21 protein-coding genes and 1 pseudogene are annotated in these 21,200 nt (G+C 58.7%); 12 read left to right on the top strand and 10 right to left on the bottom strand.

What is annotated here, in order from left to right; genetic code table 11:
- Window positions 1-8: 8 nt before the first annotated feature.
- The 4 genes from cysT to CFR79_RS06790 all read right to left on the bottom strand — a co-directional run bounded on the left by cysT (window position 9) and on the right by CFR79_RS06790 (window position 5,766).
- Entirely contained in the window at window positions 9-875 is an 867-nt protein-coding gene (gene cysT / locus CFR79_RS06805; RefSeq protein ID WP_110547343.1) for a sulfate ABC transporter permease subunit CysT, read from the bottom strand.
- Window positions 872-1,897 carry a sulfate ABC transporter substrate-binding protein gene (locus tag CFR79_RS06800; protein WP_110547342.1) on the bottom strand — a complete coding sequence of 342 codons (1,026 nt, stop codon included), beginning with the start codon at window positions 1,895-1,897 and terminating at the stop codon, window positions 872-874. The genes cysT and CFR79_RS06800 overlap by 4 nt, the downstream gene beginning before the upstream one ends.
- Window positions 1,876-3,648, bottom strand: a complete 1,773-nt coding sequence (locus CFR79_RS06795; RefSeq protein ID WP_110547341.1) for an OprO/OprP family phosphate-selective porin — start codon at window positions 3,646-3,648, stop codon at window positions 1,876-1,878. Before CFR79_RS06795 ends, CFR79_RS06800 begins: the two co-directional genes overlap by 22 nt.
- A gap of 726 nt (window positions 3,649-4,374) precedes the next feature.
- Entirely contained in the window at window positions 4,375-5,766 is a 1,392-nt protein-coding gene (locus CFR79_RS06790) for an NAD-dependent succinate-semialdehyde dehydrogenase (RefSeq protein ID WP_110547340.1), read from the bottom strand.
- Between the two features lie 570 nt (window positions 5,767-6,336).
- Between CFR79_RS06790 and CFR79_RS06785 the strand changes: the two genes are divergently transcribed.
- The 3 genes from CFR79_RS06785 to CFR79_RS06775 are packed head-to-tail and all read left to right on the top strand — an operon-like array spanning window position 6,337 to window position 8,938.
- On the top strand, window positions 6,337-7,773 hold the full coding sequence (locus CFR79_RS06785) for a cytochrome ubiquinol oxidase subunit I (protein ID WP_220030247.1): 1,437 nt from the start codon (window positions 6,337-6,339) through the stop codon (window positions 7,771-7,773).
- Window positions 7,774-7,775: 2 nt separating this feature from the next.
- The gene (gene cydB / locus CFR79_RS06780) at window positions 7,776-8,807 is read left to right on the top strand and encodes a cytochrome d ubiquinol oxidase subunit II (protein ID WP_110547339.1); all 1,032 of its coding nucleotides are present in this window, start codon (window positions 7,776-7,778) and stop codon (window positions 8,805-8,807) included.
- Window positions 8,804-8,938, top strand: coding sequence for a DUF2474 family protein (locus tag CFR79_RS06775; protein WP_174234174.1), 135 nt, complete (start codon window positions 8,804-8,806; stop codon window positions 8,936-8,938). The genes cydB and CFR79_RS06775 overlap by 4 nt, the downstream gene beginning before the upstream one ends.
- Window positions 8,939-8,962: 24 nt before the next feature.
- Here CFR79_RS06775 and CFR79_RS06770 read toward each other — a convergent pair whose 3' ends face one another.
- From CFR79_RS06770 to CFR79_RS16385, 5 genes and pseudogenes are all read right to left on the bottom strand, one after another.
- Window positions 8,963-9,523, bottom strand: a complete 561-nt coding sequence (locus CFR79_RS06770) for a TetR/AcrR family transcriptional regulator (RefSeq protein WP_110547338.1) — start codon at window positions 9,521-9,523, stop codon at window positions 8,963-8,965.
- 2 nt (window positions 9,524-9,525) lie between these two features.
- On the bottom strand, window positions 9,526-9,990 hold the full coding sequence (locus tag CFR79_RS06765; RefSeq protein WP_110547337.1) for a nuclear transport factor 2 family protein: 465 nt from the start codon (window positions 9,988-9,990) through the stop codon (window positions 9,526-9,528).
- 471 nt (window positions 9,991-10,461) lie between these two features.
- Window positions 10,462-11,994, bottom strand: coding sequence for a carbohydrate porin (locus CFR79_RS06760; protein ID WP_181417386.1), 1,533 nt, complete (start codon window positions 11,992-11,994; stop codon window positions 10,462-10,464).
- Complete coding sequence (locus tag CFR79_RS06755) at window positions 11,994-13,337, bottom strand: GntT/GntP/DsdX family permease (protein WP_110547335.1); 1,344 nt, start codon at window positions 13,335-13,337, stop codon at window positions 11,994-11,996. The genes CFR79_RS06760 and CFR79_RS06755 overlap by 1 nt, the downstream gene beginning before the upstream one ends.
- Window positions 13,338-13,776: 439 nt before the next feature.
- Window positions 13,777-13,917, bottom strand: a pseudogene (locus tag CFR79_RS16385) (MFS transporter); the annotation flags it as partial.
- A gap of 106 nt (window positions 13,918-14,023) precedes the next feature.
- Here CFR79_RS16385 and CFR79_RS06750 point away from each other — a divergent pair.
- From CFR79_RS06750 to CFR79_RS06730, 5 genes are all read left to right on the top strand, one after another.
- Window positions 14,024-14,662, top strand: coding sequence for a TetR/AcrR family transcriptional regulator (locus CFR79_RS06750; RefSeq protein WP_110547334.1), 639 nt, complete (start codon window positions 14,024-14,026; stop codon window positions 14,660-14,662).
- Between the two features lie 159 nt (window positions 14,663-14,821).
- Window positions 14,822-15,583 carry an SDR family NAD(P)-dependent oxidoreductase gene (locus CFR79_RS06745; RefSeq protein ID WP_110547333.1) on the top strand — a complete coding sequence of 254 codons (762 nt, stop codon included), beginning with the start codon at window positions 14,822-14,824 and terminating at the stop codon, window positions 15,581-15,583.
- A gap of 32 nt (window positions 15,584-15,615) precedes the next feature.
- Window positions 15,616-16,068 (top strand): SRPBCC family protein, encoded by a 453-nt coding sequence (locus CFR79_RS06740; RefSeq protein ID WP_110547332.1) that lies wholly within the window; start codon window positions 15,616-15,618, stop codon window positions 16,066-16,068.
- The gene (gene bdcA / locus CFR79_RS06735; RefSeq protein WP_110547331.1) at window positions 16,065-16,778 is read left to right on the top strand and encodes an SDR family oxidoreductase; all 714 of its coding nucleotides are present in this window, start codon (window positions 16,065-16,067) and stop codon (window positions 16,776-16,778) included. Before CFR79_RS06740 ends, bdcA begins: the two co-directional genes overlap by 4 nt.
- 48 nt (window positions 16,779-16,826) lie before the next feature.
- The gene (locus CFR79_RS06730; protein ID WP_110547330.1) at window positions 16,827-17,717 is read left to right on the top strand and encodes an aldo/keto reductase; all 891 of its coding nucleotides are present in this window, start codon (window positions 16,827-16,829) and stop codon (window positions 17,715-17,717) included.
- Window positions 17,718-17,822: 105 nt separating this feature from the next.
- On the opposite strand, the gene CFR79_RS06725 is transcribed toward CFR79_RS06730, so the two are convergent.
- Entirely contained in the window at window positions 17,823-19,193 is a 1,371-nt protein-coding gene (locus CFR79_RS06725) for an NAD-dependent succinate-semialdehyde dehydrogenase (RefSeq protein ID WP_110547329.1), read from the bottom strand.
- Window positions 19,194-19,611: 418 nt separating this feature from the next.
- Here CFR79_RS06725 and CFR79_RS06720 point away from each other — a divergent pair, with 418 nt between their 5' ends.
- The 4 genes from CFR79_RS06720 to CFR79_RS06710 all read left to right on the top strand — a co-directional run bounded on the left by CFR79_RS06720 (window position 19,612) and on the right by CFR79_RS06710 (window position 21,178).
- Window positions 19,612-19,944, top strand: coding sequence for an RNase A-like domain-containing protein (locus CFR79_RS06720; RefSeq protein ID WP_258373440.1), 333 nt, complete (start codon window positions 19,612-19,614; stop codon window positions 19,942-19,944).
- On the top strand, window positions 19,919-20,302 hold the full coding sequence (locus tag CFR79_RS06715; protein WP_174234172.1) for a hypothetical protein: 384 nt from the start codon (window positions 19,919-19,921) through the stop codon (window positions 20,300-20,302). The genes CFR79_RS06720 and CFR79_RS06715 overlap by 26 nt, the downstream gene beginning before the upstream one ends.
- A 223-nt stretch (window positions 20,303-20,525) precedes the next feature.
- Entirely contained in the window at window positions 20,526-20,762 is a 237-nt protein-coding gene (locus tag CFR79_RS16380; protein ID WP_408884563.1) for a glycoside hydrolase family protein, read from the top strand.
- The gene (locus CFR79_RS06710) at window positions 20,762-21,178 is read left to right on the top strand and encodes a hypothetical protein (protein ID WP_258373439.1); all 417 of its coding nucleotides are present in this window, start codon (window positions 20,762-20,764) and stop codon (window positions 21,176-21,178) included. Before CFR79_RS16380 ends, CFR79_RS06710 begins: the two co-directional genes overlap by 1 nt.
- Window positions 21,179-21,200: the final 22 nt, after the last annotated feature.

Here is a 21,200-nt window from a genome sequence, read left to right as displayed (position 1 = left end):
TTCCTTTTTCAGCCCGCGCCATGGGACAGGTGGCGTTGCAGCAGGCGTATCGCGGCCAGTGAAACAAGCGATATCGCCACCAGTACAAGCCCGATCAGCGTGGCGCCCTGCGTGTCATATTCCTGAAGGCGGATGACAATCAGCAATGGGGCGATTTCGGTATGGAACGGCTGGTTCCCCGCAATGAAGATGACCGACCCGTATTCCCCGATCCCGCGTGCGAACGCCATGCCGAAGGCCGTGACCAGTGCGGGATAGAGCGCGGGCAGGACCACGCGCGTCACGATCTGCACGCGGCTGGCCCCCAGTATTTCGGCTGCTTCCTCCACATCGCGTGGCAGGTTGCGCAGGACCGGGGCAACCGTGCGGACAACAAAGGGCAGGCCCACGAACATAAGGGCCAGAACGATGCCCGACTGCGTAAAGGCGACATGCACCCCCAGATGCGCCAGCGGGCCGCCGATCCACCCGTTCGGGCCATACAGCGTCGCCAGCGTGATGCCGACCACGGCGGTTGGCAGGGCGAAGGGCAGTTCGATCACCATATCGATCAGCCCCCGCCCCGGAATGTCGCTGCGCACCAGCGCCCATGCGATCAGCAGGCCCGGCACCAGATCGGCCAGCGCCCCCATCAGGGCCGAGCCGAAACTTGTGCCCAGCGCGGATAGCATGCGCCCGTCATGCGCGGCATGCCCGAAGGCTTGCATGCCGCTATGCAGTCCTTCACCCCATGGCCGCACGATCAGGGCGGCAAGGGGCAGGACAACCATCGTGCCCAGCCAGAACAGGGTCAGGGCAAGTCCCGGCCCGAACCCTGGCAGCGCATCATGCTGCCGACGCGGAAGCCATAGCGGGAATGCGCGCGCGCCGGTCATTTTGTATAGATGCTGTCAAAGATGCCGCCATCAGCGAAGTGTTCCTTCTGCACCTTCGTCCACCCGCCCAGGCTTGCGATGTCGAATGTATGCACGGCGGGAAACCTGTCGCGGTTTTCAGCCAGTATGGCCGGGGTGACGGGGCGGAAATAATGTTTCGCGCCGATTTTCTGCCCCGCGTCGCTGAACAGGTATTGCACATAGGCCTGTGCGATTTCCGTCGTGCCATGCGCCTGCGCATTGCGGTCCACCACCGCGACGGGGGGTTCGGCAAGGATGGTGACGGGCGGCACCACGATATCGAACTGGTCCGGCCCGATTTCGCGCGTGGCAAGCAGGGCTTCGTCCTCCCATGCCAGCAGCACGTCACCCAGACCGCGCTGGACGAAGCTGTTGGTCGCGCCGCGCGCCCCGGTATCCAGAACCGGCACATGCGTAAACAGCTTCTTGAGGTACGCACGCGCACTGTCCGCCGAACCGCCGGGCTGGTTCAGCGCCCAGCCCCATGCCGCCAGATAGTTCCACCGCGCGCCGCCCGATGTCTTGGGGTTGGGGGTGATGACCTGCACGCCATCGCGGATCAGGTCGGGCCAGTCATGGATGTTTTTGGGGTTTCCCTTGCGCACAAGGAAAACGATGGTGCTGGTGAACGGTGTTGAATTATGGGGCAGGCGTGTCTGCCAGTTGGTGGCCAGCAGGCCATTCTGCGCAAGGATATCGATATCGTAGGCCAGGCCAAGGGTCACGATATCGGCGGGCGCACCTTCCAGCACGGAACGGGCCTGCGCGCCCGATCCACCATGCGACGTGCGGATCTGGACCGGGGCGCCACCATGCCCTTCCGCCCAGAAGCGCGAGAAGCTGCGGTCGATGTCCTGATAGAGTTCGCGTGTCGGGTCATAGGATACATTGAGCAGGCCGGTCGCAGCCCATGCCCGCGTCGGGCGCAGCGCCAGTGCCGCCCCACCCGCAAGGGTTGCCTGCAACAGGCCACGGCGTGTCAGGCGCGTTTTGGTAACCATTGGAATATCTCCCTGTTATTGTTGGTAGTGACCGGGTTTCGCAAGTATTCACGCAGTAACCGCGCAAGGGGGCAGAAGGATGCCTGAACACGGCCCACCAGTGCGTTGCCATCACGGCCCAGCACGTTGTATCCGCCCGAAACACCCTTGGAACGGCTGACGATGAAGTGGTCGTAATCCACCATGAACTTCACATGCCGGGTCGGGTACCAGTTCAGCCCGGCTTCCCACACGGTCTGCTGGTCACCGTTGATGCCTGCGCCACCCTGACTGGCCACGCCATCCAGATCGGTCACGCTCCACCGCCCGGAAATTTCAAGCGCGCCCCAGTGGTTGCGGAACGGGTCGAAATCCTCCACCACGCCCGGCGTGGTAAACGCTGCGGTCTTGGCGTTAAACGCGCGTCCCTTGCCCAGCAGGGTATAGTTGGCGGCGACATACCACCCATCAAAGCCGAGGGAGGGGAGCTGTTCGGCATTGGTTTCATGCCCGCGCTGCACACCGACATGGTAATATTGCCCCTTCAGCAGGAACCGCCGCCAGCGTAGCGCCAGTTCCGGCCCCGCCGCCCAGATCTGGGCCACGTCGCTTAACGCCCCCGATGTCAGCAGGCTTGTCTCCCCCAGCGGGACTTCCACATTGTCGCTGAAGGTATAGGTGCGGCCCTTGCTGTTCTGGTTGACCTTGAATGCGCTGGTGGCACCCGCGCCGAGATAGACATCCACGTCCTTGCTGACATACGGCCGTCCCGCAATACGGAAGACACCGCCGGTCTGGCTGTCGACGATTGTTGTGTCCTTGTTGCGATCACCGAATTTCTGGCCCGTGAAATAGGCGGCGACCAGCCAGCGATCCTCGTAATGTTCACCACCGACGCTGAAGCGTGCGACACCACCGGCAAGGTTACGCACCAGATCCACAATGGTCGGGCGCTCCAGGAACTCGAACGCGCCCGAACGTTCGGCGCTTTCTTCTTCCGACCGGGGCTGGAAATACCCTACCGTCAGCGTCGTATGCTTGATGCCGGTATAGTTCAGGTTGGCTTCAAACAGTGAAACGGAGCCATCGACCGAACTTGAACCGAAATCCGGCGTCAGGTTTACGACCCAGTCCTTGTACCGCCACGCAAAATACAGGCGCAGGCGGCGGGCGTTTTCGGTCAGGTTGCTGAAATTGCCCTTAGCCTCGCTTCCACGGGGACCAGCCCCCATGAACCCGCCGATATCTTCCTGCGCCAGCAGCCCCACGGAAAAGGCATAGGCCTTGTCATCGGATGCGATGGTCGGGCGTCCCGACGGGAAGCCGATGCTCATGCCGCCGATATGCACGTTTTCATCGCGCGTCGTGGCCGCCTTGAATTCAGCCCATGACGGGATCGGCCCTTCGGACAGGGCGGTGCGTGTCTCCGCATCGGTTCGGGGTCTGGGCGGGCGGTCTCCCCCTTCGACATCGCCGATGACCGGCAGCGGTCCCGACCATGGCACGGGTTGCGCGGCCGCGCGGGCCACCTGTGTCTGACGTTTCGCCAGCGTTGCGGGGCGCAGGGCGCCCGGCCCTTCGTCACGGACGACACGCGCGCGGAGCTGCTGGATTTCAGCCGACATCTGGCGGCGCATTTCCAGCATTTCGCGGCGGAGCGCGAGTACGGAATCGTCTTGCGAGGTGGCTGCCGCGGCCAGGGACGGGCAGGCTACGACTGAAATCACGGTGCTGAACGTAAGAAGATAACGACGTCCAAGTTGCACGCCCATTTTTTTAATTCCTCGCCTACGATCGCGCATAAAAACACGAAGCAGATAGTTAAACCGATAAAAACCACATCTGATGGCGAGTTAATTCACGACAAAGGACCGTGTCAAGCGTGGAACTTTGTTTAAACAACGTTATTACATGTTAAATATCGATATGCACGGTACGATGCAGATATGTCACATAGCACGAACGGGCTCGTTTAAAGCGGATCAGGGGTGGAAATCGGCCAAAACCGATCATAATATCTATATATATTAACGGGTTGGTACGTTCATATCTCCGCGTGAAATAAGCCGGAATGCCATCCTGCTATCCACGTAACTTCACGTTGTTTGTTGTGGCGGCATCGAAACGTGGACAGGCCGGGCGGTGAAGGGGAGCGCGGGCCTATGAACCCGGTTTCGACCTTCGGGATGAAAATACACGCCCTGATCGTGATTATGTCCCCTGATGGACAAGGGTGGGATAGAGGGTACACGCCTGCGGGTCCGTTCCCCTGTAACGGAAGACGGGCATGCGATCGGGGTGGGGGGAGTGGGCCTGATTGCCAGCGGCGAGGGAACATTATCCCCCGATCATCGTGGAATATGCCTGCTGCGGTCAGCCCATAAAAAAAGCGCCTGCCTTTCGGCAGACGCCATGCGTTCGGTCATTCCGAAGCAGAGTTTTCTATCCGTAATCCGGACTTATTTTCCTGTGGTCATGGAAGGAGGTGCCACGGTATCTCAGAACGGCGCGTCGATATCCACCACGTCAATCAGCTTGGCATTGACGAATTCCTTGATGCCAAGGCCGATCAGTTCGCGCCCGTAACCCGAACGCAGCACGCCCCCGAAGGGCAGGTCGGCCTTCACCATGGTAGGATGGTTGACGTACACCATGCCGGTTTCAATCTTCGCCGCCACGGCTTCGCCCCGCGCCTCGTCTTTCGTAAAGACGGAACCGCCCAGACCGTAGGGTGAATCATTGGCGATGTTGATCGCGTCTTCTTCATTCTTCGCGCGGAACAGCAATGTTACCGGGCCGAAAAACTCCTCCCGTCGCGCGGGGTTGTCTTCCGCGATGTCGGACAGGATCACGGGGCGGAAGAATGCGCCGGTATTGGGCATGGGCAGCGGGATTTCTTCTGCCTTCGCACCGCCTGCAATGGCGCCTTCCACCTGTTTTTTCAGGTTATCCACCGCGCCCTGCGATGACAGCGGGGCCAGTGTTGTCGCCGGGTCCATGGGATCGCCCATCTTCAGTTTCGCAACGCCATCCCGATATCCCTGCACGAACCGGTCATAGACCTGATCGACAACGATAAGCCGCTTGGCGGATACGCAGACCTGACCGGCATTCCAGTGCCGCCCGAATACGGCCCATTTGATGGTTTTCTCAAGGTCCGCATCCTCAAGGACGATGAAGGCATCGGACCCGCCCAGTTCCATGGTGGATTTCTTCAGCGCCGAACCGGCGGCGGCGGCGATCTTCGCACCTGCCCCCTCGGACCCCGTCAGCGCCACGCCGCGCACGCGGTGGTCGGCCACGATGCGGGCCACCTGATCATGCGTGGGGTACAGGTTGCGGAACCCGCCCTTGGGCAGTCCGGCCTCGATCATCAACTGGTCCATGGCGGCGGCGGATTGCGGCACGTTGGACGCATGTTTCAGCACCACCGTATTACCCGCCGAAAGCTGCGGCGCGATAATGCGGGCGACCTGATAATAGGGGAAATTCCATGGCTCAACCGCCAGCAGGATGCCCAGCGGCTGGAATACGATCTTGGCGCGGCCTTCATCGCGGCTGGCGACCGGCAGGTCCTGCGGTTGTAGCAGGCTTTCGGCATTTTTGGCGTAATATTCGAAAATCGCGGCGGAAAGCTCGGTTTCGGCCCTGGCTTCCGAAATGAGCTTTCCCATTTCCCGCGTCAGGATTTCGGCATATTTTTCGATATCGCGGCGCAGGATGTCGGCGGCCTTCTGCATGACCTGCGCGCGCTGGGCAAAGGATGTTCCGCGCCATGACAGGAATGCCGCGTGGGCCTGATCCAGCGCCGTATCAACTTCGGCATCCGTGGAATTGGGATAGATCCTGATCTGTTCATTCGTAAACGGATTGATCGTCGCATAAGCCATTGAACGTGGTCCTTCTGATAATCCGGGGTGGTCAGGTATTGCGCGCCATAACGGCGCGTGGCGCGCGCGGTTGCGCAGGTCGGTCGCAATACTGTGGCATGACACCGGCATTGCGCCGGTTGCCGCATCCCGGTTGATGTTCTCCCGTCTGTCAGCCTTCACACCGGAGCCGGTCTTTCCACACCGAAAGAAGGACGGCCCTGCGATCATGTCCAGCCGGGTTCCGGTAAGGGTATTTCGGTCATGAGCCTGCCGGAAACCGGAATCGGGAACGTCCCGGTGAAGGGCTGATCCTGTCGGCTGTGATGGGGCGACAGGAAAAAACGCTGTCATAAATGCAGCATGCACGCCAGCCACGTCTTGTTGAACGCATGGGGGCGGGCTGGCTTCGTAAACAATCAGATGGCGTACGTCGACCGACATGCTGCCCCTGAAAAAACGCAACTATGCGTAACGGAACCCGTTGCAGGGGAAGCGGCCTTTTTCTCTGGCCCCATGTTTGCGGCTGCATGCGTTATCTGCGCCTGCGGGCGGAAAGCAGGCCCGTTCCCAGCAGAATGGAGATTTTCCGTGGCCGGACTGGATTCCCTTTTTCTGGCGCGACTGCAGTTCGCATTTACTGTCGGATTTCATATCGTCTTCCCGGCCTTTTCCATTGGCCTCGCCGCCTTTCTGGCGGTGCTGGAGGGGCTGTGGCTGAAAACCGGCAGGCAGGTCTATCTGGACCTGTTCCGCTACTGGCTGCACACCTTTTCCATCGTCTTTGGCATGGGTGTGGTGTCCGGCCTGGTCATGTCTTACGAATTCGGCACCAACTGGGCGCGGTTTTCACAAAAGGTCGGCCCCATTCTTGGTCCCCTGCTGGGCTATGAAGTCATGACCGCCTTCTTTCTGGAAGCCGGTTTTCTGGGGATCATGCTGTTCGGCATGAACCGGGTCGGCCCGAAACTGCATTTCTTCGCTACTTGCGTGGTGTCGCTCGGCACCCTGATTTCCATGAGCTGGATACTCGCCTCCAACTCGTGGATGCAGACCCCGCAGGGCTATACGATGGAAGCGGGGACAGGGCGTTTTATCCCGCATGACTGGTGGGCGATCATCTTCAATCCATCTTTCCCCTTCCGGCTGGTTCATATGGCGCTGGCGGCCTTCCTGTCCGTCGCGCTGCTGGTGGGGGGTGTGGGCGCGTGGCACCTGCTGCGCGCGCGCAGGGCGGGGCAGCAGCCAACGGAAGCAGTCAGGATCATGTTTTCCATGGCCATGTGGATGGCTGCGATCGTCGCCCCCGTACAGATCCTTGCGGGCGATACGCAGGGGCTGAATACGCTGAAATACCAGCCTGCCAAGATTGCCGCGATGGAAGGGGACTGGGAGTCCGAAAGCTACGCGCCGGAACTGCTGTTCGGCATTCCGGACATGCAGAATGAGGTCACGCGCTACCGCATCGCCATTCCCTATGCCGGTTCACTGATCCTGACCCACAGCCTTTCGGGCAAGGTGCCGGGGATGAAGGACTACCCCCGCGACCAGCGCGCGCCGTCCTATGTGGTGTTTTTCAGTTTCCGCATCATGGTCCTGCTGGGCATGCTTATGGCGGTCCTTGGTTTCTATTCCGTCTGGCTGCGCTGGCGGGGGCGGTTGTGGTCGGATGTCCTGCTCCAGCGTGCGGCCCTGATCATGGCGCCCGCCGGGTTTATCGCCCTGCTGTGCGGCTGGGTCACGACCGAGGTGGGGCGACAGCCCTTCACCGTTTATGGCCTGCTGCGGACGGCGGACAGTGTTTCCCCCGTTCCGGGCGGTGCGGTGGCGGGCACGCTGGTCAGTTTTGTCATCGTCTATTTCATTGTCTTTGCATCCGGCATCAGCATCCTGCTGCGGGGCTTCATGAAAGAACCCCACGTCAATGAAGCTGCCCCGGACCGTCATCAGCCCCAGCGCGCGGCCGCGATGGCGGCCCCCATTTCCGATACGATTCCGCCATCCCGTCCCACCCGTGAAGGAGAATGACCATGGACCCGACCGGTGCGACGTACTGGCTGCCTATCGTGTGGGCCGTTCTGGCGGCCATGGCGATCTTCATTTACGTGGTCCTTGACGGTTTCGACCTCGGGCTTGGCATCCTGTTCCTTGCCGAACCCGACAGGACACATCGCAACCTCATGGTCCAGACGGTCGCCCCGGTATGGGACGGGAACGAGACGTGGATGATATTCGGCGGGGCGGCCCTGTATGGCGTTTTTCCCAATGCCTATGCCACCATCCTGCCTGCGCTCTATCTGCCGGTTCTGGTCATGCTGTTCGCGCTTATCATCCGGGGTGTCGCGTTTGAATTCCGTTCCAGAATGCATACGGAGCGCAACCGGGACCTGTGGGATACGGGGTTTTTCGTGGGGTCACTGATCGCCGCAATCATGCAGGGCGTGATTCTGGGCACACTTGTCGGGGGGATCAGGGTCGAGAACAATGCCTTTGTCGGCGGAAGCCTTGACTGGCTTGCCCCTTTTCCCCTGTTCTGCGGCGTGGCGGTTGCCTGCGGTTATACATTGCTGGGGGCAACCTGGCTTGTCTGGCGTACGGAAAGCGACCTGCAGACCACCATGCGTAAATGGGCGGGTATCCTGTCCGTCCTCATGCTGCTGATGATCGGCGTTGTGTCCCTGTGGACCCCGGCGCTGCACGCGACTTACATGCAGCACTGGACGGACTGGCCGCGCATCCTGTTTGTCGCCCCGGTTCCCGTAGCGGTTGTGGCGCTGGCCATTACGATGTTCCGTGCCCTGCGTGGCAGGACGTCACGCCGCATTCCGTTCCTGTGTGCCCTTGGGTGGTTTTTCCTGTCCTTTACGGGGCTGGGCATCAATATATGGCCCTACATCGTCCCACCCGGCATGACGATCTGGGATGCATCGGCACCGCCGACCAGTCAGGCTTTCCTGCTGGTGGGTGCGCTGGTGCTGCTGCCGCTGATCCTGACCTACACGGCCTATGCCTATCATGTATTCCGCGGGCCGGTGAGCGTGCATGGCGAGACTTACCATTGAAGGGGGCGTTCAGGCATCGCCCCCTTGGGTCGCTGGGGACCCGGTTACTGTGGTTTGTCGCCCTGTGGGTGGGGGGTGTCAGCGCGCTGGCCGTGGTGGCGGGAGTACTGCGACTGCTGATCCATCCCTGAATTGCCGCGACATGGCGCAGTGTATCATCCGGCCAGCATGCGCGCCTTCAGTCGGGCGAGGGTACGGCTGAAAGTGGCGGGGGACCCGAGCGCCCGCGCCAGTACGATGGCCCCCTGAATCCCCGCCACCACTTCTTCCGCCTGTTCGCGTGCCCTGGGTGCGGAGTGTCCCAGCCGGACCAGCGCGGTTTCAAGTGCTGTGATCCAGCGGACGAAATAGCCTTCGATCACGACCGCGAAGCGGTCACGGCTGTCACCCAGTCCCAGAAGACCAACCAGACAGATCCGCTGGCCCGAGCGGAAATAGTCACTGACCGCGCCAAACATGCCCTCGATCACATCGCGGGGCTGGTCGGTCGCCCGCAGCGGGGCGAAGATATGCCGTTCAAACCAGCCATCAATCTCCGCCAGAACGGTTGCCGCCATCTCCTCCTTTCCGCCGGGAAAGAAATGATACAGGCTTCCTTTCCCCAGACCGGTTGCACGCGAAATCAGGGCAAGGCTTGCCCCTTCATACCCATGTTCACGGAACACTTCCCCCAGTTGGGGAATGATGTCGGCCTTTTCACTGACCAGACGGGCCATGGTTACAGCCCCAGTTCGCTCAGTGAGGGGTAATCAAGCGGGCGCTGCGTGCCAGACCAGAGCAGTTTGCGGTCCGTTTCGGCAATGGGAAGGTCGTTGATTGACGCCACCCGGCGGCGCATCAGGCCATCGTCATCGAACTCCCACAACTCGTTCCCGTAGGAGCGGAACCACTGCCCCGCATCATCATGCCATTCATACGCAAAGCGGACCGCCATCCGGTTAACCCTGAATCCCCATAATTCCTTGACCAGACGGTATTCATGTTCCCGCGACCATTTGCGGGTAAGAAAAGCGGTGATTGCGTCACGTCCCTGTAAAAACTCGGTGCGGTTCCGCCAGTTACTGTCTGGCGTATAGGCCAGCGCCACGCGGGCAGGGTCCTGGCTGTTCCAGGCGTTTTCGGCTGCCCGGACCTTTTCGGCAGCAGTTTCAGCGGTGAAGGGAGGAAGGGGCGGTGTAGGCATGGGCGACTCCGTACCAAATGGTTGTGTGTGTACCAACCGGTACAGGATTGATGATGAAAAGCAAGTCCGCGAATGGAAACGGGGCAAATCCCATTTCGGGCATCGGCGGTCATGCAGTCAGATGACGGGGTGTACGGATTTCAGGAAATTCAATAATAATTATTTATCGGAATCATATGAGAAAGATATATGAAGGATTCCATTGCCCAGGAACACATCTGGCCAGAGAATCCTGCATATAAAAATACCCGCCTAATTTTATCAGTATTATATTTTCGCCCAGTTTGAACAGCGTGTTTCCATCGTTCATTGGCGGTATGGGGGCTGTTATTTCAATATTTTTGTCATATACGGTTCTGTATGGTCATGCGCTGAAACCCAGATCCGTTTCCGCTTCAGGTGGTGGTCGCTACTTCTCACCGCATGGATGACAATCGCATCGGACTTCCGAAATAAAATAGATATTATTATTTACATCAACTGGATATGACTTTTAAAACCGAGCAATGCAGCGTCGCGCAGGTTGGACTGGGCGTTGGGGTGAATATAGTATTCGAACAACGGGGTGAAGATAACACCCGGCATGACATGTATGGCATAGTTCGCTTCCATGACGACGGTGTCGCGCTGCACGCCGGTTGCATGGTTGGGCAGGCTGCTTCTTTTGCCGCTATCAATCATGTCCTGTTCCGCCAGCGTCACGCCATCGGCAATCCGTGTATAGGTCAGGGCAAAGCCCATCGTGTCATACGGACGTGCGCGGAAGGCACCGCGATTGAGCAGCGCCGCGTAAACAAGGTATTTGCGCAGTGACGTGCGCGGATCGTTATAGATCACGCCGGACAGCGCGGTCAGGCCGGAATCCTTGTCATGGTAATGCAGCAGGCGCTGGTCAAACATTACCCATGTGGACCATGACGCGCCATGCTGTTTCTGCTTGCGGCCCGTCAGTCCGTAAGGCGCGTCATTTACATCAAGGTAATTGTCACTCTGTGGCGTGCTGAACAGTTGTGCACCGAATTTATAATGCCCCGGCAGCGTGCCGTGACGGAAAACAGGTTCCCATGCGGTTTCTATCGGCGCGGCATAACCGATGATGTTCGCGCCGTTGAACTTGAATCCCGTCCGGTGCTGGAACACCTGATAAATCCCGTTTTCAATCGGGTACAGCCCGGTCTGCACATAGACGGACCGCGCGGGACGGCCGCGCACGCGGAATCCCCATGTGGATGCGGGGTAGCCGGCGGCGAAATTGGTGTCGGTAATGCCCTTGGGGCGACCACAGATACTGCCGTTCTGGAAGTTGCAGAACAGGGGACTGGCCGCAAAATCCGATATTTCGGCCATGCGGCCCGCTGCAATCGCCAGTCGCCCGCCCAGAAGCGTTTCCTCACCATAGGCATAGACAAGGTGGACCACCACGTTACCGCCGCCGCCATAATCTTCGGACGCATGGTTCAGCCAGTCGCCAAACATGCGGTTGGCCGTCGTACCATAACGGCCAACGGTTACCATATGGGTGGCGAACCCGTGCCAGCCCGCCAGTTTGTCCCAGTCCATGTCAAGCTGCATGGCGTACTGCCCGGCATTGCTTGCGCCCTGTTTGTAATTGCTGAACCCCGGCGTACTGCCGCGCGTGGGCGGGGTTATGGCGCCCGCGAATTCGTTGGTGTTGTCCACAAGGAAGTTGATTCCCCGACGGCGCAGCCATTTTGACACGGGGTTAGGCGCCACCGCTTCCGGTTCGGAAAACGGCGGTACGGTAGTCTTGCGCGTGGCATGGCTGGGCAGTGGGCGTGACACCAGCAGGCTGGGGGCCGAACCGATATCGCGGTCCATGACCTGTGCCCCGGCGCGTGGGGTACCATACAACATGCAGCCCAGCGCAAGTGGCAGTGTATACAGGGCCGTGCGCGCAACGTGACGCACGTGACCGGCCAGCAGGCGCGCCAAACGGGCACGCACTGGAATTGCGGTAGCAGGAAACATGAGGATGCGCCCCATTAATGTATGAAAATCGACGCAATAAGGCAGAAGACCAGTCCACATACGGCAATCAGCGTTTCCAGGACTGACCATGTCTTGATGGTCTGCGGTACGGTCAGGCCCAGATATTCCTTGATCTGCCAGAAACCGGCATCATTCATCGGGCCGAAGGCAACCGATCCCGCCCCGGTCACCAGCACCATGAGTTCGGGTGAAACCCCGGTGCTGTGTTCCAGAATGGGGGCGACAATACCGGACGCCGTCGCCATCGCCACGGTGGACGACCCGCACGCCACACGCACGATGGCCGCCAGAACCCACGCCAGCACCAGCAGTGGCATATGCGCGCCAAGAGCTGCATCGGTAATGGCGCGCGATACCCCGCTGTCGATCAGCACCCGGCCAAAGCCGCCGCCTGCGCCGATCAGCAGCATGATGAGCGCCGTGGGACCAAGGCATTCGTTAGTGAAGCGCAGGATGGTGGCGGCGGAAAATCCCTGCGCCACCCCCAGCACGTAAAAGGACAGCAGTGTTGCCAGCGCAAGCGCTATGTCCGTATTGCCCACGAAATGCAGCACGGTATTGGCCGTGCCGTGTACCGTCGTGATCCGGTCGGCCAGCGATCCGACCAGCATCAGGACAACAGGCGAAAGGATGGTAAACACCGTCAGGAAAAAGCTCGGCATATTGGCTGCCGGTTCGTGTTTCACGAACTGTTCCGCCAGTGGGTTTACCCCGGTCAGCGGCACGCGGGCGGAGGCAAAGCGGCCAAAGACCGGCCCGGCAATCACCGCGATGGGCGTGCCGATCACGATACCCAGCATGATCGTATGGCCGATATTGGCGTGATACGCGCTAAGGGCCAGCAACGCCGCCGGATGCGGCGGAATAAGCGCATGCGTGACCGACAGCGCCGCCCCCATAGGTAACGCCACCCGCAGCAGGGGCATATTGGTGCGGTCAGCCAGCACGAACACCAGCGGAATGAGCAGCACGAAGCCTACCTCAAAAAACACCGGCAGGCCGATCAGCAGGCCAATCACCATCATGGCCCAGTCCACGCGTTCGCGCCCTGCAAACCCGGATATGGTCAGTGCAATACGGTCTGCCCCGCCAGATTCCGCCAGCATCTTGCCCAGCATGGTGCCAAGCGCGATGACGGTGCCAACATGGCCCAGCACATGGCCCGCGCCATTTTCAAAGGACGCAACGACATGATCTGCCGGCATGCCTGCAAAAAGGGCAAGGGCGATGGATACGATGAAAAGAACAATGAAGGGGTTCAGACGGAACCGGGCGATCAGAACAATAACGGCCAGAATTGCCGTTAGCGCAAGAGAGATGGCAAATGCCGCGCTCATCCCATAAATACTCCCATGGTTTGACACACGGCCTAACGCCTGTGGCTGACGGGAAGGTCAGGCCATAAAGAAAATGTTATAAAAGAACTCCCATCTGTAACTGTTCCAGTTTTTGTAGCGGTATCTGCAATAAAAACAGACATCGAAGCTAAAATATACACGAAATGTAACAGTAGGATTTTCATAAATTGTGCATTGCACAATATGTGCTACAGGCCGCGGGATTGAAGCGCCGTTGATTGGTGTTGTCGTGCCTCACGTCCTGAAACACGGCCATTTTGAGTTGAAATTTTCCACTTATGGTCCCGTATCGGGGGGGAGAGTTTCATGAAGGCGTCGAAGTTCACTGCGGCAGAGGTCACGTTTGTTTTGAAAGTCGCCGAGGTGCGTTGGAAGGCAGGCATTTTCCCTCTGATAGACAAGGTTCGGCCTGATCTGGAAGATCAGCGCCAATTTCAGTCAACAGGCCCGCCTGCAGGGTTTCGGTCATGATGCAGATGAAGCCGGTTATGGCCAGTGCGGGCAGACCGGCAGTCGCTCATCGGTTTTTTTGCGTGGGTATCGGGATGGTCGGGGTCATGGACCACCCATATTATGGACCGGACGATACGCATATAGGGAGACAGTAGTCTTGGCAATAATTTCTGGACCAATTAATATGGAAGTCTTTCCACAGGAGCGATAACATGGCGCGGACCGGGCGTCCCCGTGAATTTGACCGCGACAGGGCGATTGAAGCCGCCACGGCGCTCTTCTGGGCGCAGGGCTACGAACCAACCTCCCTGACCCAGCTCAAGGCCAGCATGGGCAATATTTCGCCTGCCAGTTTCTATGCCGCGTTCGGCTCAAAGGAAGCCCTGTTCCGGGAAGTCGTGCAGCATTATCTGGCGACGTATGGGCAGGTCATGGCGCCTTTATGGGATGAAAGCCTGTCACCGCGCGAAGCCATCGAACGGACGTTGCGCGGTTCGGCACGTATGCAGTCTGCCCGCGCACATCCGGCCGGGTGTCTGGTCGTGTCTGGTGCCAGCAACTGCTCACCCGAAAACGAACCCGTTCAGACTCTGCTCGCTGCGGAACGACAGCGCACGCGTGCAGGAATCAGAGCCTGCGTGGAACGTGCCATCGCCATTGGCGAATTAAAAGCGTCTGCGGCGACCGATATTCTGCCTGATATTCTCACAATCTTCTTTCACGGCATGACATGCGAAGCCAGGGACGGGATGACGTCAAAAAAACTGGATGCGGCCATCACGTCTCTCCTGACATTGTGGGATGTCAACGCGGTGAAGCCGGGAGCAGGAAAACGGTCCCAAAAGCGCTGACGAACTGGCGGAAGCAAGGCTGGGTGGCTACGGCGCCTAAATTATGTATCGAACAATCCATAATTTCTTGACCCTACGTCGCGCTTCTTTTATGGATCGGTCGGTATGGAAATAGTGTTTTTCGGAACACAACGCCATGCCTCCTCAAGGAATCCGATCATGAGCACCTCAAAAATCGCACTCGTCACGGGCGCCAATCGCGGCATCGGCTACAGCATCGCGAAGCATCTGACCGCCGCCGGCATCAGCGTGATCGGCACCTGGCATGCCAATGAAGGCGAGGCGAAAGCAGCGGAAGCCGCCCTCAGTCAGGAGGATGCAAAGCTGCACATGCTGCAACTGGACATTGCGAACCACGCGTCGTTCACGGATTTTGCAGGGCAGGTCAAAGCCCTTCTCGCAAACGAGTTCGGGCAGCGGGAACTGAATTATGTCGTCCAGAACGCAGGCAACATCATTCACACACGCTTCGACGCCGCGACATCCGAACAGCTCGACAACCAGTACAACATCCACTTCAAGGGGCCATACCTGCTGACGGTAGCGCTCCTTCCGCTGATCCGCGATGGTGGCCGCATTCTCAACATCACCTCTGCCGCGACGCGCTTCTATCTGCCCGATCATGGTCCTTACGCGGCCATGAAAGCCGCAACTGAAGTCATCTCCCTTTATATGGCGAAAGAGTTGGGCGAACGCGGCATTACCGTCAATGCCGTCGCCCCCGGCGCGGTCGCATCGGACTTCGGCGGCGGTCTGGTCCGTGACGATGCCGGGATCAACAGGAGCCTCGCAGAGATCACGCCCCTGGGACGCGTCGGTCAGCCCGATGACATCGGGGCGGCGGTCCGCGCGCTTCTGTCTGACGACATGCGCTGGGTGAATGGTCAACGTATCGAGGTGACAGGAGGCCAGTCGTTATGAGCGACCCGACAGATATTAGAGGGGGCTACTCCATGATCCATGTTATGGCCAGCAGCGTCATTCCTGCATCCGTTTCATCCGTCTGGGGACTGATCCGTGATTTCGGTGCCCTTGGTCGCTGGTTGCCAGGCGTGAAAAGCTGCGTGATCGAAGGCGATGATCCCGGCGACCGTGTCGGCGCGGTCCGTCGCCTTGAAATGGGCGATGTCGGCGTCATTCGTGAACAGCTTCTGGCGCTGTCCGACGTGGATCATGCGGTGACGTTCTCGATCATTGAATCGGCTTTGCCGATCCGAAACTACCGCTCGACAATCGCGCTTTTGCCCGTAACCGACGGCAACCGTACCTTTATCCGGTGGTGCGGTCAGTTTGAAGCGGCTGCCGGGCATGCAGCCGGGATGGAGGCCAGAATGCCAACACACATCTATCAGTCGGCATTCAATAGACTGACGGACATAATGACAGCGGCAGGAACACGGTCATGAGCAGTTTTCATGGCAAATCCGTCCTCGTGCTTGGCGGCAGCCGCGGGATTGGCGCTGCCATTGTCCGTCGCTTCGCAGCGGATGGCGCGAAAGTCGTTTTCACGTATTTCTCCTCCCCTGACGATGCCCAGACATTGGCGGCCGAGACCGGGAGCAGGGCCCTGCGCGCCGATAGCGGCGAGCGCGATGCTCTCATCGCGCTGATCGTCTCGCTTGGTCCTCTGGATGTGCTGGTTGTCAATTCCGGAATTCTTGGTGCGGGCGACCCACTGAAAATGCCGCCAGATGACATCGACCGGCTTTTCCGCATCAATACCCATGCCGCATACCACGCGGCGGTTGCTGCCGCACGGAATATGCCGGACGGCGGCCGCATCATCTTCATCGGCTCGGCCAATGCCGACCGTATGCCGATGACTGGTCTTGCAGCCTACAGCGCCAGCAAGGCGGCACTGAAAGGTATGGTCAAGGGACTGGCGCGCGATTTCGGGGCGCGTGACATTACCGTCAATGTCGTTCAGCCCGGCCCCACCGATACCGACATGAACCCCGCCGATGGTCCGCTGAAGGACGTGATGCACGACTTCATGGCAATCAAACGCCATGCTACGGGGGCGGAAATTGCGGGGCTGGTCGCCTATCTTGCTGGACCAGAAGCAGGCATCATCACTGGTGCCGCATACAACATCGATGGCGGCTTTGCGGCCTGACCGAATAACCGATTGCAAACCATCTGCTGGAAAAAAGGAACGAGGGCCATGACCCATTCATCCGGCAACGCCACCAGATCTGGTAATTTTGCGATCGGCGGCGATCTTACCATTCACCGGCTCGGTTTCGGCGCAATGCGCATCACCGGATCAGGCATATGGGGGCCGCCAGCCGATCATGACGAGGCCATCCGCACGCTGAAGCGCCTTCCCGAACTTGGCGTCAATTTTATCGATACGGCGGACGCCTATGGGCCGGATGTCTCGGAATGGCTGATCAGGGAGGCGCTGCATCCTTATCCCAAGGGCATCGTGATCGCCACGAAAGGCGGCCTGACCCGCTCGGGGCCGGATATCTGGAAGCCGGTCGGGCGGCCGGAATATCTGCTTCAGCAGGTGCATAAAAGCCTGCGCAACCTCGGCGTCGAGCAGATCGATCTGTGGCAGTTACATCGGATTGATCCCAAGGTCCCGGCGGACGAGCAGTTCGATGCGATCAGATCCTTTATTGACCAGAAACTGATCCGTCATGCGGGATTGAGCGAAGTATCCATTGAGGACATCAAGGCTGCATCGAAATTCTTTAACGTAGCAACCGTCCAGAACCGTTATAATCTCGTTGATCGTACCAGCGAGGACGTGCTCGATTATTGCGCCGCCCGGAACATCGGGTTCATTCCGTGGTTTCCGCTCGCGGCTGGTGACCTTGCGAAGCCGGGCTCAGTTCTGGACACCATGGCAGGGAAATACGGTGCCCATCCCAGCCAGATCGCACTGGCATGGGTTCTGAAACGCAGTCCGGTAATGCTGCCAATTCCCGGCACATCGAAGGTTGCACATCTGGAGCAGAACGTCGCCGCCGCTGACATCACTCTATCCGACGAAGACTTTGCCGCACTGGATTCAGAAGGACGAAAGACGTTTCAGTCAACGCCGTAGCGGTGCATGCCCTCCACTCCAGCGGTGTCGCATGTGTCCGACATAAAAGTGGTATATGGAAAACCGCCCCCGACATGCGACAGGGGGCGGAATCCTCACGCAGGATCAGGGAGTATGAACCAGCTTGCGGTTCAGGAATTCCTCAATACCAAATTCGGAAAGTTCACGGCCATAACCGGAGTTCTTGATCCCGCCAAATGGCAGGTCGGGCGCAGTGCCGGTAATGTTGTTGATGAACACCATGCCCGTGTCGATCCGTGCCGCAACGCGGCGGCCACGCTCTACATCGCTGGTCTGGATGGAACCACCCAGGCCATATGGTGAATCATTGGCCAGAGCGACAGCCTCATCGTCACTCCCGACGGAATGGATGATGGCGACAGGCCCAAATATTTCCTCATAGAAAATGGGGTTGTCTCTGGTGATGCTGGTCAGGATCGCGGCCTTCATGAAAAAACCTTCGCGGTCGATCTTCTTGCCGCCCACAACCAGTTCGGCCCCGTGGGATACGGCTTTTTCCACCTGTGAAATGGCCCGTTCCATGGCGGCCTGACTGCTCATCGGTCCATGGCTGACACCCTGTTCCAGCGGGTCGCCATACTCGAATTCGTTCACAGCCGTTTTCAGACGTGACGTGAATTCCTCAACCAGCGACTTATGTACGATCATCCGCTTGGCGGCGGTGCAGACCTGACCGTTATTGGACATGCGCCCACTGATGGCCAGCGGCACGACTTTATCCAGATCGGCATCATCCAGCACGATGAACGCGTCCGATCCGCCCAATTCCATCGTACTTTTCTTCAGCGCACGGCCCGCCTGAGATGCAACGGCGCTACCGGCGCGTTCACTTCCGGTCAGGGCGACGCCGCGTACCTCGGGGCAGTCGATCAGCTTTTCCGACTGGTCATTGGTAATGAACAGATTGGTATAGGCACCTTCGGGTGCGCCTGCTTCACGGAACAGTTCTTCAAACGCCACCGCGCATTGTGGCACGCTGGGCGCGTGTTTGACCATTACGACATTACCCGCCATCAGGTTGGGGGCCGCGACGCGGGCTAACTGATAATAGGGGAAGTTCCAGGGTTCCACGCAATAGATGATGCCCAGCGGTTCGTTAGTGACGATGGCGTGTCCCCGGGATACCGGCAGTTCACGTGGTGCCAGGAAGGTTTCAGCCTTTTGCGCGTAGTAGGCGAGGATATCAGCCGAAAGCTCGATTTCCCCGATGGCTTCGGGCAGAATCTTACCCATTTCGATGGAAATCAGGCGGGCGTGCTTCTCCTTGTCCTTGCGCAGGATTTCCGCAGCTTTGAGCATGACTGCCTTGCGCTGCGCGATGGAACGGTGCCGCCAGTCGCTTTCCCACAACTGATGGGCGGTGGACAGTTTCGCGTGCATCGTCTTGTCGTCATGAAGGTCAAAGACCTTTTCCGTCTTGCCGGTAGCCGGGTTGATGGTGCGATAGGGGCTCATATCGTCATGTCCTTTATGGCTGCTGCGCCAGTCATCGTTGTTGGCGACCGAAGGATTGGGAACTGTTCTCAGGTCAGGTATGCTCCTGGCGGGGGCGACCTGTTTGGGACGCTCTCCCTATCGTGACTATATTTGTCCGTATTGTGTCAATGCGCGGTGGGAACAGGGCAGGGGCTCGCCCAAAGGGATAGCGGTGCCCATGTGCAGGCATTCGGGGCGCAATAGGTGGTGTGAAGATCAACGTGCCGCGTTATTATCACGCAAGGTTTATCACCATGTGGTAGCCCGAAAATGCTTTTGATGAATTGTCGTTCAAAAGCGTCAGGTCAAACCATTTCCATCCCATCGACAGAAGCGGCTCAATCTCGACCATCATGAAGCGCCGTTACATGACCGTAAAAAGGGAGGCGGCCATGTCTTGCTCAAGCACGTCGACCCGACAGAGGCATATATCGACCGCCGGTTCACAAAGGATAAACGTCCTGTTGTTTCATTCTTCACGTCGAAGGAAGAAGCCGAACGTGCTATTCACAAAGTGCTCAAGGATAACAGCTCCAGGATTGATGGCTGGCTCAAAAACGCCAGAGATGGGAATGCAATCCTCCTTGAAGGACACACCTCAGGGGGAGGAACTGTCGTCATCGAGAGGGCCAATCGGCAGCGCAAGACTGCGCGGCGCATTCAAGTTACAATTGTCAAAAAAGAACACAATGGAATGATCTACTATGTCCAAACTGTTAAACTTGACTAAATATGATATTCTCGACCTGTTTCCGCGTCTCTCTAATCTGGGCGCGAGCTCGTTTGGCGAGGATCCTGAGCTCTTTGGCGATACACTGTTCGAGGTCATTGAAGATGCGCCGCGCATGCATCGCCTGCCGTTCAAGCAGCAGACAGTCAACGAATTAAGGACGTTACTGGCCTATAGCGATATGGACCTCGATCGCGTCAGTTGGGCTGTGCTCGGTATGGACCCCACGGCGGATATTGAAGAACCACCTAACTGGGGCAGCTTTCCAAGCCTGCGGGCATTTTGGTCAGCCGTTCTGCATACCTTTGAAAATGACCCCGAGGTGCGGGCGGGAAGAGAGATTGACCGCGACGGGTAGGAGCCGGGAATTCACCAACATGGAATACAGAAATGTCTGTTTCCATGTGTTGGCGTTCCAGAAACAGACCATCCGCTTACCCCCCTTACCTGCCTGTCTGTTCAGTGAACATCAAGCAGACAGGCGGTGATCGCCTTCATGGCGGACGATTTATGTCGCTCTTATTTGCCTGATATCGGACTTTGGTCTCCGGCGTAACGCGTGGGTCTGGTTATGAGAGGCGATCGTTCGTCGGGGTACCCATGTCTACCTGACACAAAACGAGTTCGACGCCTTCGTTTCGTTCGTCTACAATCCAGGAAGAGGTTGGCCGGGTGTCCGTGCTGCTATTAACACCGGCGACAAACGCAAGGCCGTCAGGATCATCGAGGAGCAGGTGCGCTCGAAAGGCAAGATGATGAACGGTCTGGTCAAGAGACGCCACGACGAGGCTACACTTATGCTGGAAGAACGATATTGATGATCCGCGCTATCCTGAGCCTGATTTGCGCTGTCTGTATCGGCGGCACCGCACACGCGGGCGCCAAACCGGAGTCTTTAGAAGAGCAGTCTTACAACGGTAATACGATGTTCAACGAGGAGCTCGATGGAAAGGCGTTTCTCAATGGGCGGTTGATTGTGCGCGTTGAGCGTGTTTCGACCTGTGTGTCGGCGGTCTGGACCCGCAGCGGCGATGTCGGATCGCCGCTGCGGCGCGACCTGCTGGAATGGGACAAAATGTTTAATGGCGATCCTTCGAACGACGCCCGGTCTTACTATTTGACGTTCGTCTATGCCGACCATCGGCGCGACGATATCAAGAGGTGGACCCGTCCGTTCGGACAGTTTTGCGGGCTTGATAAGCTATACCTGGTTGTTGTTATGCCGCCCTTCTGACGGCGTTGCTGTTGGCCATCTG

Origin of the sequence: Komagataeibacter saccharivorans (genome assembly GCF_003207825.1) — a bacterium.
GTDB lineage: Bacteria > Pseudomonadota > Alphaproteobacteria > Acetobacterales > Acetobacteraceae > Komagataeibacter > Komagataeibacter saccharivorans.
The sequence above is the reverse complement of the archived record's forward strand: the minus strand, read 5'-3'. Positions and strand labels throughout refer to the sequence as shown.

Bases quoted from the DNA above. Each gene is read 5' to 3' on its own strand.
- cysT (WP_110547343.1), bottom strand. From the start codon at position 875: ATGACCGGCGCGCGCGCATTCCCGCTATGGCTTCCGCGTCGGCAGCAT.
- CFR79_RS06800 (WP_110547342.1), bottom strand. From the start codon at position 1,897: ATGGTTACCAAAACGCGCCTGACACGCCGTGGCCTGTTGCAGGCAACC.
- CFR79_RS06795 (WP_110547341.1), bottom strand. From the start codon at position 3,648: ATGGGCGTGCAACTTGGACGTCGTTATCTTCTTACGTTCAGCACCGTG.
- CFR79_RS06790 (WP_110547340.1), bottom strand. From the start codon at position 5,766: ATGGCTTATGCGACGATCAATCCGTTTACGAATGAACAGATCAGGATC.
- cydB (WP_110547339.1), top strand. From the start codon at position 7,776: ATGGACCCGACCGGTGCGACGTACTGGCTGCCTATCGTGTGGGCCGTT.
- CFR79_RS06770 (WP_110547338.1), bottom strand. From the start codon at position 9,523: ATGGCCCGTCTGGTCAGTGAAAAGGCCGACATCATTCCCCAACTGGGG.
- CFR79_RS06765 (WP_110547337.1), bottom strand. From the start codon at position 9,990: ATGCCTACACCGCCCCTTCCTCCCTTCACCGCTGAAACTGCTGCCGAA.
- CFR79_RS06760 (WP_181417386.1), bottom strand. From the start codon at position 11,994: ATGGGGCGCATCCTCATGTTTCCTGCTACCGCAATTCCAGTGCGTGCC.
- CFR79_RS06755 (WP_110547335.1), bottom strand. From the start codon at position 13,337: ATGAGCGCGGCATTTGCCATCTCTCTTGCGCTAACGGCAATTCTGGCC.
- CFR79_RS06750 (WP_110547334.1), top strand. From the start codon at position 14,024: ATGGCGCGGACCGGGCGTCCCCGTGAATTTGACCGCGACAGGGCGATT.
- CFR79_RS06745 (WP_110547333.1), top strand. From the start codon at position 14,822: ATGAGCACCTCAAAAATCGCACTCGTCACGGGCGCCAATCGCGGCATC.
- CFR79_RS06740 (WP_110547332.1), top strand. From the start codon at position 15,616: ATGATCCATGTTATGGCCAGCAGCGTCATTCCTGCATCCGTTTCATCC.
- bdcA (WP_110547331.1), top strand. From the start codon at position 16,065: ATGAGCAGTTTTCATGGCAAATCCGTCCTCGTGCTTGGCGGCAGCCGC.
- CFR79_RS06730 (WP_110547330.1), top strand. From the start codon at position 16,827: ATGACCCATTCATCCGGCAACGCCACCAGATCTGGTAATTTTGCGATC.
- CFR79_RS06725 (WP_110547329.1), bottom strand. From the start codon at position 19,193: ATGAGCCCCTATCGCACCATCAACCCGGCTACCGGCAAGACGGAAAAG.
- CFR79_RS06715 (WP_174234172.1), top strand. From the start codon at position 19,919: ATGTCCAAACTGTTAAACTTGACTAAATATGATATTCTCGACCTGTTT.
- CFR79_RS06710 (WP_258373439.1), top strand. From the start codon at position 20,762: ATGATCCGCGCTATCCTGAGCCTGATTTGCGCTGTCTGTATCGGCGGC.